9 protein-coding genes are annotated in these 12,539 nt (G+C 29.5%); 1 reads left to right on the top strand and 8 read right to left on the bottom strand.

Annotated elements, in window-relative coordinates; translation table 11 throughout:
- Positions 1-380 precede the first annotated feature (380 nt).
- Complete coding sequence (locus NL275_RS00665) at positions 381-923, bottom strand: biotin transporter BioY (protein WP_253300088.1); 543 nt, start codon at positions 921-923, stop codon at positions 381-383.
- A 128-nt stretch (positions 924-1,051) separates the two neighbouring features.
- Between NL275_RS00665 and NL275_RS00660 the strand changes: the two genes are divergently transcribed.
- On the top strand, positions 1,052-1,588 hold the full coding sequence (locus NL275_RS00660; protein ID WP_253300087.1) for a nitroreductase family protein: 537 nt from the start codon (positions 1,052-1,054) through the stop codon (positions 1,586-1,588).
- Between the two features lie 219 nt (positions 1,589-1,807).
- On the opposite strand, the gene glyS is transcribed toward NL275_RS00660, so the two are convergent.
- The 7 genes from glyS to NL275_RS00625 all read right to left on the bottom strand — a co-directional run bounded on the left by glyS (position 1,808) and on the right by NL275_RS00625 (position 12,347).
- Positions 1,808-3,907, bottom strand: coding sequence for a glycine--tRNA ligase subunit beta (glyS, locus tag NL275_RS00655; RefSeq protein ID WP_253300086.1), 2,100 nt, complete (start codon positions 3,905-3,907; stop codon positions 1,808-1,810).
- A gap of 3 nt (positions 3,908-3,910) precedes the next feature.
- Positions 3,911-4,750, bottom strand: coding sequence for a glycine--tRNA ligase subunit alpha (locus tag NL275_RS00650; RefSeq protein ID WP_253300085.1), 840 nt, complete (start codon positions 4,748-4,750; stop codon positions 3,911-3,913).
- A 56-nt stretch (positions 4,751-4,806) separates the two neighbouring features.
- On the bottom strand, positions 4,807-5,553 hold the full coding sequence (locus NL275_RS00645; protein WP_253300084.1) for a phosphatidylglycerophosphatase: 747 nt from the start codon (positions 5,551-5,553) through the stop codon (positions 4,807-4,809).
- Between the two features lie 478 nt (positions 5,554-6,031).
- A complete protein-coding gene (gene leuS / locus NL275_RS00640) occupies positions 6,032-8,515 on the bottom strand; it encodes a leucine--tRNA ligase (protein ID WP_253300083.1) in 2,484 nt (827 codons plus the stop codon).
- Between the two features lie 38 nt (positions 8,516-8,553).
- Positions 8,554-9,150, bottom strand: a complete 597-nt coding sequence (locus NL275_RS00635; RefSeq protein WP_253300082.1) for a murein hydrolase activator EnvC family protein — start codon at positions 9,148-9,150, stop codon at positions 8,554-8,556.
- A 66-nt stretch (positions 9,151-9,216) separates the two neighbouring features.
- Positions 9,217-10,575: a hypothetical protein gene (locus tag NL275_RS00630; RefSeq protein ID WP_253300081.1), complete on the bottom strand. Its 1,359-nt coding sequence runs from the start codon at positions 10,573-10,575 to the stop codon at positions 9,217-9,219.
- Between the two features lie 431 nt (positions 10,576-11,006).
- Positions 11,007-12,347, bottom strand: a complete 1,341-nt coding sequence (locus NL275_RS00625) for a hypothetical protein (protein WP_253300080.1) — start codon at positions 12,345-12,347, stop codon at positions 11,007-11,009.
- Positions 12,348-12,539 lie beyond the last annotated feature (192 nt).

Here is a 12,539-nt window from a genome sequence, read left to right as displayed (position 1 = left end):
TTTTGCACTTTTTTGTAAAATATTTGTGTATCGCTTATAACTTCTTTATAAGGGTTATGATTAATTTGTTCTTTTTTCTTGCCTATAATTCTAGAAAAAGGGTTCCATTTTTGTGCCATAAATTACTCCATAATTAAATTAATTATTTTATTATATAGGTTAATATATTAATAACTAGTTAATCAGTACAATGAAACTTATGTAGTTATGAGAATAGTTAAAATTTTTCATTAAAAATGGTTTCTAACTAAAAAATTTGCTATGAATTAATAAGAAAAGATTTCTTTATTAAATCGGGAATATGCTTTCTCCGAAAATTTTAGAATACCCGTAACCTTGAAATGCAAGAGTACACATAAAATGATGAGCTCGAAACAGTATCATTCTTTAGTGCTATTCAAGTAGTGTATAATTGCAAGAAGTAAACAAATTTTTACTATTCCTGGTATAACGAAAGGTAGTACTCCTACTAGGAATGCTTTCTTCAATCCCACATAAATAGATAACCAACTAACGCCACAGATAAATATAGTAAATGTACCAACTAAGCAACTTAAAGCATTAAACATAAATGATAGATATTTAGGTTTTAACAATACCTTTAAGTTACTCATTGCTAAAGCTGCAACTAAAAACCCGATTAAATAACCACCTGTTGGTCCAAGGAGAATGTGATAACCACCAGAAAAGTTTGCAAAAACAGGTAATCCAATAGCACCAAGGAATATATATGTGAGCACAGAATAGAGAGCTACTTTACGATCACATTTTAATCCTATAATCAATATAATTAAAGTCTGTAATGTAACAGGTACTGGTTGTAATGGTATGCTTATTTGTGCCATTGAAAATAAAAGTAATACACACAATAATACTTCTATAAGCGTATTTACTGTTAGTGTATTCTGTAATTTTGCGTACATAATTATCCTCTCGTGAGTATATTGTCCGTATTATACATAAAAGATCTGCAATTTAAATTTTTATGTTACAATAAGTTGTTTATTAGTATTTGTTCAAGATGATTAGTGAAGAGTATTTATTAACATTGATGAAAATAAGGCACAGTGGACGTGAATATGATTCCACAAAAATACTATCCCAGAAGCAAATAGACTCTTTAATAGAGGCTGTTAGGCTAACGCCGTCGTGCTTTGGAGAAGAGCCTTGGAGATATGTTATATGTAATAAGCAGAATAATAATTATTCATGGGAAAATTTATTTGATTGCCTTGACTTATCTAATCAAAAGTGGGCAAAAAATGCACAGGTGTTAATTATATCTTTGAGTGCTAAAAATTTTCGTAGAATTGATAAGGGAGAAAATTTTTGGTCTGCTCATGATACTGGTGCAGCAAATTATGCATTAATGTTACAAGCTGCAGCTATAGGTTTAATGGCTCATCAAATGGGCGGATTTGATAGCGATAGAGTAGTAGAAAAATTTAATATACCTAATGACCTTAACATCATGTCGATTATAGCAGTTGGCTATGAAAAAGAGGGGAATCAAATAGGTAAAAAGAAAAGAAGGCCGATAGAAGAAATATTTTTTTATAATGAGCTACCAGGGAAAAATTTATTTTAGCTTATGATTTTTTATGAAGATAAAAAATAGTATTATTTTATAGGTGATCTCTTTTATTTTCGGTTGCTTGTAGTTCTTTTTATTAAATTCCTTATTTTTTATATCCTAATATTGTATTCTATTTAGCTTCTAGATAACTTTTTTACTTTATTAATGTATGTTAACTTTATACACGCTGAAAAACCGTGGAATTTGATATTATTTTATACTATATACTCATTACTTAATCTGTATCAGGCTAAAATCTGCTACAGAATGAAAAATGGAAACCGTGTTGTCCAATAAGGATAATCTATTTCTCCTTAATACGTGAGAATCGCAGTTAATTTTTACACTATTCATAAATTGATTGACAAGTGGAACGAAGCCTAAAAGTTCATTTAGTGCTAAGTTAAAATGATTATTTTTTATTGCTTGTTTTATACTCTCAGAAGAATTTGTAAGATAATTTGATAGATTAACTTCCTCATTCTCAGTAAGAAGCCTTTTACTATAAGGTATACGAATAATTTTATCGTTTTTTTCTGCCTTTTTAACTATATTGCTGATTCTTTTATATATTTCAATAACTTGTTTGCCTTCTTCTCCATTTAAATATTGATTCAATATAACTATTTGTTTTTCTGCTGTTAATAAATCATCAATGTTATTTTTACATAGTATCGAATTTATCACATCTGGCTTTATGTTTTTATTTTTTAAAATAACCTTAAATCTTTCTAAGCAAAATTTAAATATTAACTCTGATATTTTTTTTCTGTTTAATTTATTTAATTTATTAATAGAGATAGAATCTTTATTAGATGTAAATCTTGAATATAAAGATATAGACTTGTCTATTAATAATTTTATTGGAATATGAATATCGTTTTCAATTATTACTCTAATTATACCTATAGATATTCTCCTGAGTCCAAAATGATCATATGAGCCAGAAATTTTCTCCCCTGCTCCAATTAACCCAACTAAACTGTCTATCTTATCAGCAATAGATACAGTCACAGTTGAAGGAGAAGTTGGGCATTCTAACTTTGCTCCAACCGGCTTATAATGATCAATTATAGATTCTACTACTTCTTTATCCTCTTGAAAATAATTAGCATAATATCCACCCATTATTCCTTGCAATTCAGGAAACTCTCTTACAATTGATGTTGCTAAATCAGCTTTAGCCAAATGTGCAGTTCGTTCTACCTTAATTAATGAAGCGTGAGGAATCCATATCGCTATATACTTTGATAAAGCTTTAATACGCTTTACTTTCTCTCCAATACTCCCAAGAGAAGCATGAAACAATATTGAATCTAATTTATTAACATAGTAATCTAAATTATGCTTTTTATCTTGGGATATTAAAAATTTAGCATCGGCGAGACGTGCCTCAAGTATTTTTTCATATCCTGCAATAACATTATCATTACTAACACTGACAACGGTGACAAAATATAGAACTTTTTGCCCATTACTCAAAGCAAGATACTTCTGTTGTGTATGTATTATACTAAGTATTACTTCCTTTGGTAGCCCAGAAGATTTTTCCTGATTTACTTTACCAAATAATACAACCGGCCATTCTATTAATCCGGTTAATTCATTCAATAAATAATCATTCTCTTCAAGCTGTAAACCATTGTTTGCTGTAAATTCATGAATCTGATCTAGTATAAACGATTTTCTTTTATTTTGCTCAAGAATTACATTGTTTTCTTTCAACAATTCAAAGTATTGTTGTGGCGTTTTTATAGTTAAAATTTTTTCCTTTGAGAAAATGCGATGGCCACAAGTTACATTAGATGCTGTTATTCCAGCAAAAGACAAAGGAATTATCTCGCCATTCAAAATGCATAAAATACTTTTTATAGGCCTGATCCACCTTTCTTTTGTTATTCCCCACCTCATACTCTTAGGCCAAGAGAAATTTTTCAACATTTCTTCTAGTTGATTTTTTAGAAATTCTTTTATATTAAAAGAGCTATTATCTTTTTTAATGAAGTAGAAATCTTCATTATTTACTTTACGAATAAACAAAGACTCTTCACTTTTTTGGTTTTTTTTTAAAAACCCATCTAAAGCACTACGCGCTGTATTAACATTTGGACCTTTAATTTCACTTTTAGAGTCATTTGTTTCTGAACAACTTATATTATCTACAAAGAAAGCAATACGGCGTGCTGTTATAAAAACTTCTATGGATACAAATTTTATACTATTTTTACTGAAAATATTGGTAACATAATTTTTGACCTGTTCTAAGGCTAGGGTATGCATTCTTGGTGGTATTTCTTCTGAAAGGCACTCAAACAACAATTGAGATGGCATATGCTATTTACCTATATATAATTTACAACATTTTTTTGTTAATTCTCTAACTCTGCCTATATATGCTGTACGTTCATTTATACCAAGAGCTCCCCTTGAATCAAGTAAATTAAGCAGATGGCTAGTTTTAATACATTGATCATAAGCTGCTAACGACATCTCTTTTTCAATAAGAAATTTGCATAATTTTTCCGTATCTTCAAATTGTTGTTGTACAACTTTTGTTTCATAATATTCTAATGCTAAGCAAGAAAATTCATACTCCCTCTGTTTAAAAATATCTCCGTAAGTTATGCCATAATCATTCCAAATTATATCATAAACATTGCTTACATTCTGTATACACATTGCTAAACGTTCTAATCCATATGCAATTTCTCCAGGAATTTGATTACAATCAATCCCTCCAACTTGTTGGATATAAGTAAATTGAGTTACTTCCATTCCGTTGCATGCCACTTCCCATCCTAGCCCTGACGCACCAACACTTGGATTTTCCCAGTCGTCTTCTATAAATTTTATATCATAATCTTCAATTGATATTCCAAGAATTTTTAAACTAGTAAGGTAAAGTTCTTGCAAATTATCAACAGAAGGCTTTATCACTACTTGATATTGATGGTGTTGATATAGTCGATTAGGACTGTCTCCATGACGTCCATCAGCAGGTCTAATAACTGGCTGTAAATATGCAATCTTACATGGATCCTTGCTAATTGCTGACATAATTGTTGCGGGGTGAAGTGTTCCAGCACCAACTTCAGATGTATATGGATAAAGTATAGAGCATCCTTGTTTGGACCAAAAATTTTGTAATTCTTTTACTATATCTTGAAAATTCACAAAAATTGTATACTTTTTATAATAAAATATATAAACACTTATTTATAATTCAATGTTTATTTTTTAAAAACACTATATAAGTAACCCTTCAAAGCTATAAAATCTGCCTGTAGCTGATGAGTGATAGTAGTGTTAAAAGCTATTGCACTAGACATAGTTAAATCACACAATATAAATGCTATCAAATACATTAGTACTGCTGCATAAAATGCATACAAAATTCCTTCAAAGCTAATAGATATTGCATTGTTATAACCTACTTGTATTGAATTTATCGGCCAGGGTTTAATTACTTCTGCAATATTGAAAAATACATACGGTATCATAAGAAAAAATAAAAAATGCATAAAATCATTGAACCAAAATGGACATTGAAGCATCTGCTTACATAAATCCCCATAGAGTTTACTTATACTGTAATAGATTGAAATTATTGCTGGCATTGAGCATCCAACTGTTAAAACTTGACCTGTCGCAATTTGTACAACTATATTTTCACCACTGTTTGCTCCGGGATCTTTAGCATGAAAAGCGAATATTCCTATGACTTGAACAACCAACATAACAGCCGCTACTTTCATGAAAACAGTAGCCACAATAATCCCTGAGGTTGGTAACATGTACAATAAATGCTTACCTCCATAAATAAGCATTAATATAATATCAATAATAAATAATGCTAAAAATGAAGACCAATTGCTTTGCCAAGCTGGTAGGTAGCCTACTCCTAAAAATGAACTAATTACTTTACCAGGAAAAATTTTACCTAGCATCAGCCCAAAAAAAACTAACAGCCTTCCCATATAATCTCCTAATTAATCTCTTACAATGTTTTCTATTTACGCAATTATACTGAATGAAGTTAACTTATCAACATAATTACGTTTTTAGTATTTAAAGTACCATAGCGATCAATGGATTTACATGTTTCAAGGTAATTATGTATAGTAAATCTGGTTTTACTATACAATCTTAAACTATGTAATAATGTGTTTTACTTCTACGTTTGTTTGTAAAAAAATAGGTAATAAACACTTCTTTACACAGAATTTTCTGTTTTTTTATTAATTCAGAATTTGATCTTTATTCTCTACTAGCTGTATATGAGGTGAATACCATACAGATAAGAAAAGAATTTATTGGTATTACAATCAACTTTAACTTGAATTTCCAAAAACACTTCTAACATATTATAAAAATTCGCATAATTTATAATTAGTGAAAATATTTACTTTTTCCGCTTTTTGTTTTGCATAAAAAATTGAAATTTTAGTGTACCCTTTATATCACTATATTCACTATTTTGTTTTGCACTGCGTGTATAGAGCGAATTTTATCTTTATCAATTTTTTCTGAAACTATATCTACTGCAATTTTCTTCATCTCCTCTATAGGTAAATTGATTTCTACGTTGATTGTAGAACGTAATTTTCCATTGATTTGTACAGCAACTGTTACTGTTTGATCAATTATTAATAACTCATCAGCTTGTGGCCAAGGCTGTAAATGTAGCGCACCTTTTCCTCCTATTTGTTTCCACATCTCTTCAGCTAAATGTGGAATAAATGGTTCTATCACCCTAATTAATACACATATGACTTCATCAATTAAGGATTTGTCTCTTTTTACATCCATTTCAGTGATTAAGTTTGTCATTTCACGAAATTTTGCTACTGAGCAGTTTAATCGACAGTGTTCTAAATCATCAGTTAATCCGTATAAAAGTTTATGAATTTTTTTTCTGTACTCTAAAAGATTACCAGTAACTTTACTATTGTCATAATTAACATTTATAGGTTTAAGTTGAATTATCATACGCCATAACTTATTGATATAGCGTGAGCAACCTTCTATGCCACTATTTGACCATTCCATATCTTTTTCCGGAGGAGTGTCAGATAATACAAATAGACGTGCAGTATCTGCCCCATATTCTTCTATGATAAAATCTGGGTCAACTACATTTTTTTTTGACTTACTCATTTTTTCCACTCGTCCTGTTTGCACTTTTATACCTTGTGCCACCAATTCTTTGGCCTCTTGAGGAAACAACCACTTGCCGTTCTCATCTTTATAAGTTACGTGGCACACCATACCCTGAGTAATTAGCGTGGAGAAAGGCTCTTTTATATTGAAATAACCACATTTAGTTAAGGCTCTACAAAAAAATCTTGCATAAAGATAATGTAAGATTGCATGCTCTATTCCACCAATGTAATAATCCGCTGGTAATAGATAATCGCAAGCAGATTTATCTATCCCTTTCTTTAAACCACAATATGCAGCAAAGTACCAAGATGATTCAAAAAAAGTATCAAATGTATCTGTTTCGCGCTTTGCTTGTAGACCACAATTTGGACAATCAACAAGTTTCCATGTAGGATGATTTTGCAAAGGATTACCACCCATTGTGAAATCGACATCAGAAGGTAAAATTACGGGAAGGTCATATTCAGGTACAGGAACAATTCCACAGTCTTTGCAATATATGATAGGTATAGGGCAACCCCAGTAGCGCTGTCTTGAAATTCCCCAGTCATGTAGACGATAATTTACCGTTCTTTTACCAATACCTTTTTCTTCAAGTTTTTGTATTATTGTTTCCTTAGCTGCATCAACGGTTAATCCATTAAGAAATTCAGAATCGAACATTACCCCATTCCCGGTATATGCTTCTTTTAAAGTTCCTACTCTTTGTTCACCATTCGAAGAAATTATTGGAATAATTGGTAAATTATATTTTTGTGCAAATTCAAAATCACGTTGATCATGTGCAGGACAACCAAAAATTGCGCCTTTTCCATATTCCATCAAGACAAAATTTGCTACATAGATAGGTAGTTCCTTATTAAGAAATGGATGCTTTACACGAAGTCCAGTGTCAGTACCTATTTTTTCTACTTTTCCTATTGCTTCTGATGACACTTTAAGTTTGTTATACTCTTTTATGAATTTATCAACTTCTTTATTTTGAGCATATTGCAATATTTTATGCTCTGGTGCGATAGCACAGAAAGAAGCACCAAACAAAGTATGAGGAGAAGTTGTAAATATCTCTAAACTTTCATCAAGTCCAATAATGTCAAAATTAACGACAAGACCTTCAGAACGTCCTATCCAATTTGCTTGCATTAATTTGACTTTTTCTGGCCAATTCAGAGTTTTTAGACACTTAAGTAAGTCATCTGCAAAATCTGTAATTTTTAAGAACCATTGTGATAGTTTACGCTTTTCAACTACTGCACCTGACCTCCATCCCTTTCCATCAATCACTTGTTCATTTGCAAGCACTGTTTGATCTACAGGATCCCAATTAACCCACGACTCTTTTCGGTAAGCAAGCCCATGTTTCAAAAAATCCAGAAAGAATTTCTGCTCATGTTTATAATATTCGATGTCACAGGTGGACATTTCATAATCCCAATTATAAGAAAATCCTATAGATTTGAGTTGCTTACGCATGTGATCTATATTTCTTTTTGTCCACGTAGATGGACATATATTATTATCTCTTGCTGCGTTCTCAGCAGGCAGTCCAAATGCATCCCAACCTATTGGATGGAATACATTAAAACCGCATGCTCTTTTATAACGTGCAATTACATCACCTATTGCATAGTTTCGTAAATGTCCCATGTGTATGTTACCAGATGGGTATGGAAACATATCTAGAACATAACATTTCTTTTTATTGCTATCTTTACTAATAGAAAAGTTCCACTTGTCCTGATAAAATTTTTCAACGCTTTTAAAATCATATTTCATATATCGGTAATTTGAGAGTGAGTTAAAGTATTCTGAGTTTAATTCATATGTAAAGTTGGGTCAACCGCTTGACCATTATATCGTATAGTAAAACATATCTGAGGCTTCTTGTCTTGCGTGCTTGATTTGCCTGCGAGTCCAATTACTTGCCCTTGCCTTACTTTATCACCAATTTCAACTTGTATAGTTTTTAAATAAGAATACACAGTGACATAGTTATTCTTGTGCTCTATTATAATTAGATTACCATACCATCTAAGCCCCTTACCTACATATATCACCTTACCAGAAGCGGAAGCTATCACATCACTTCCATTATCAGAAGAAATTTTAATACCATTTTTACACATTTCGTCTGAAATGTCAGATTTAAATTTCGCTGTAATTTTACCTTTAATTGGCATTAAAAATTTATGACTTGCTGATTCTGTTTTTGGAGTATTTTTGTATATCTTTACAGTAATTTTTTTACTCTTTTCTTTTACTCCATCTTTAATCAAATGATACTCTCGAGTATTCTCAAGATCTCTATTACCATAAAAATCTTCACCTCTAAACAAAACAGCTGAAGGTTTTTGTAATCCACAACTTACCAACACTGACAATAATATAAAAAGCAATGTTAAGTACCACATAATTTATCTTAAGCAATCTTGGTATTATACTTTTTAGAACCACAAAAAAAAGCGTATTTATTATTTTCAATTATTAGGTGCTAAGGGTTGTTCTAAATTATGCTCGATTTTAACATTCTCTAGCTTGTTGCAAATACTGAACACGATAGCATTAATACCTGATAAGGCTGCAATAATACCTATAATTGTACTTCTTTCTACTATAGCAATAATTGCTACTACAACACAGACAGCTGTTAATATAATGAAAGTGTATTTTAACGCATCTTGCACTTTTTTAGAATTTATACGATCCAAATTATTTTTTAATGTTTGCCTAATTTCTTCATCTTGAATTGTGATTATTTCATGATTAAGTTCTTTAAACTTTTTTTGATCTTTATTTTTTAACCACAATAAATCTTCGTTAATATTTTTATTATCATCTGACAAATAATCAGACAAATTACTCTGTCTCTTATTTGGTCTTTTCACATATTCAATGTGAGGATTTTCACTTGTACAATATGTTTCAATAACGCCACAGAGAGATAATAACGCATATAGTATGATTTTATGCTGCTTTTTACGACTAGTAACTAAATTCCTTGTGTGCTCTAAAAGTACCTTTTTTATTTCTATTTCAGGATTTTGATTATTGAAAATAAAAATATTTTCGATTTTTTCTATAAAATTATTATCATCTAGTATGCTGTGCTTTTCCATATGCATTAGGTTCATCATATCCTTTATAAGTGAAAACTTATCTACATTATGTAACTTACTGCTATTGATTAATTTTCCAAATTCTGTACAAATTTTTAATGGATTGGTATAAATTGTTAACATATCGGCATAAAACATGAAAATATCAAGTTGTTTTATGTCATTGTAATAATATGCATATATTATAATATTTTCAATTCCAGCATACTTCATGTCCTCTTTTATGTGAGAATTCAAAATAATTTGAACTGCTTGTAAAAAGTGTTTGTCGCTAATAAAATAGAAGCGTGTTTGGGTGTTATTAATATCTTTATAATGGCTATAGTGTTTATTTACTAAATGAATTGTATTATTTGCTAGAAGTAATTTATATGGCTTTCCTAACCTGCTTTGATTTATCAATTCTATGAAGTTGTCAGAAATTTTCAATTCATCACTAAAAGGTGAATCTGTTAGTGAATTAGATGTTACAGAATTAGTTCTTTTTTGTAGATAATCATCGTTAGGGTTTAATGCAATATTTAAAATACAACGAACTTTTATGAAATCTTCTGCACTAGAATTCAAAATTATAATAATATCTTGAAGAAAACTTTGGTCATCATAAAAATCAAACTTATTCTCGTTGATACTCAATTTCACTAAACCAATAATTCCACTTTTCTGGTTATCATCAAAATTACTACTTTCTATTAATTTTATAAATTTATCATAGTTCATCATATATTAACCTTATTTAATTTATCATTAAGAGTTAACATATAATATTTTTTCAACTCATAAGAGATATTTTTACTATAAATTCAGTTAAAAGTCTAAATTAATTCAATAAAGAGCTAAATTGATGTATTTTAGACAATAAATATAACATTAAAAAACGAAATAGATTATAAATCCAAATAATAGTATGGCACACAAAAATTATTGAATCTACACTCTTACCTGAGCATATTCAATATTTCTTCATATTATTATAACTAATTTTAAGTTGTTTATGTTTTTTGCTACTATATTTATTTTACTTGTTCCTACAACAGATTTGTTCAAATCACGAAATAGTAGAAAATTTTTAGCAATAAAATGAATAAAAAATAATAGATCTAGTGTTTTTTGCACTAGATCTATTATGGCATATCTAATACTGCGCAAATTTACAGCCTTGTTCTCATAGTACAACCTTTATTATATTCAATTTTTAAATCATCTATTGAAGATAAATTACCACTAAGGTTTGTTTTTTCTAATTCAACATATGTTTTATTTTGCATGCTTGCCAAACAAGTCAGCATTTGTTTAAATTCTTCATTAATTTGCACTTTACTGAGTAAATTACCGTGATTTGTTTGCAAATTGTCTAATTTTGACAGAAATTCTCTCATTTCATGGGAGTCTCGTGTTTTAGGAGAAATAGTATCTAATGTTTCTCTAATGGGATTAAAATGTGAGTCTATTTCTTTTTGATATTTTTGTATATTTTCTTGTAATATATCAATCATGTTCTGACAGTATCGACCTCTATGCTCAAATGTTTCTTTTTCTTTCAAATGTTCATTTTGAGTTTCCTTGCAGTGAAAAATTGATACTTTGTTTTTATTAATATAATTAATCGATTTAGTTAATAATTCGACTAACTTATCTATTTTTTCTAATTCTACTTTATCAAATTGAGTTTTACATTCCTTATAGGATACAATTAGTGGCAATGTTCCCTTTTCGACATTTTGATTATAAAAACCCCTTAACTCACTATCTGAGAGTATTTTTATCGCATCCTCCATTTTGCAATGTAGATTAGGATATTGTTTTTTCGATGCGTTAATTTGATCCCTTAAGAAATCTGTTATTGAGTTTTGCTCTAGTTTTTCTAATGATTCTATATACTCAAAAGTTTTTTCAAAAAGCGCTGCACCAGATAGCCCAAATTTATCAGAGATCTTTCTTTGCTCTTGACGAATTTCTTCTAGCGTCTTTGTTTCATTGTTTATTGAATCTGAGTTGTTTTTTATTTTTTCTCTTAGATTTTTCGCTTTTTCTTCATTTTTTTGCTTATCTTTTTTTGCTTGTGCTATAAATTCTTCAGCTTGTTTCTTAATTGTTAATACTTCATTAGATGCTTCTTTTACATCTATTTTTTTTAAAATTTTAGTAATTTTATTTTTTGCTTCATCTACTTTTTTATTATTTTCCAAGTTGGTTAGTTGTTTTTCTATTGTGTTTTTTCTTGTTTTATCACTTTGAGCAATACAGCGTATGATATTCTTTACAACTTCTCTTATATCCCTGTTGTCGCAATCTAAATTCTTTACAGAGGAGTCGATAAATGATTGCCAAAGTTTTTTATTAACTTGATTCTCAAAGTCGTCTGTATCCTTAAATCCCAAAAGAGTATAAAGATTTTTTGTAAGTGCATACTCTTTTCGTTGCTCCTTTTTATTTACCTCATAAGTTTTATTTCCAAAATTTATAAAGAATTTATCTAGAATGTTAGCCATACCATTACCTCAGTATTAATTATATAATTAAAAACATCTATAAGTATAAAAATACTATTATTACGAAATTCATAATAATAGTTGGTTAATATAAATTGTATGTAAGTATATTACGAATTAATTCTAGTTTCAACAATTATTTTCAATTAAAGAGATTGTTAGGTCACCTTTTATCTCGTTTTAATTGAAAAT

The sequence above is a fragment of the Wolbachia endosymbiont of Chironomus riparius genome, assembly GCF_918315375.1.
Note: the sequence above shows the minus strand (reverse complement) of the source record. Positions and strands in the feature narration are given on the sequence as shown.

Bases quoted from the DNA above. Each gene is read 5' to 3' on its own strand.
- NL275_RS00665 (WP_253300088.1), bottom strand. From the start codon at position 923: ATGTACGCAAAATTACAGAATACACTAACAGTAAATACGCTTATAGAA.
- NL275_RS00660 (WP_253300087.1), top strand. From the start codon at position 1,052: ATGAAAATAAGGCACAGTGGACGTGAATATGATTCCACAAAAATACTA.
- glyS (WP_253300086.1), bottom strand. From the start codon at position 3,907: ATGCCATCTCAATTGTTGTTTGAGTGCCTTTCAGAAGAAATACCACCA.
- NL275_RS00645 (WP_253300084.1), bottom strand. From the start codon at position 5,553: ATGGGAAGGCTGTTAGTTTTTTTTGGGCTGATGCTAGGTAAAATTTTT.
- leuS (WP_253300083.1), bottom strand. From the start codon at position 8,515: ATGAAATATGATTTTAAAAGCGTTGAAAAATTTTATCAGGACAAGTGG.
- NL275_RS00635 (WP_253300082.1), bottom strand. From the start codon at position 9,150: ATGTGGTACTTAACATTGCTTTTTATATTATTGTCAGTGTTGGTAAGT.
- NL275_RS00630 (WP_253300081.1), bottom strand. From the start codon at position 10,575: ATGAACTATGATAAATTTATAAAATTAATAGAAAGTAGTAATTTTGAT.
- NL275_RS00625 (WP_253300080.1), bottom strand. From the start codon at position 12,347: ATGGCTAACATTCTAGATAAATTCTTTATAAATTTTGGAAATAAAACT.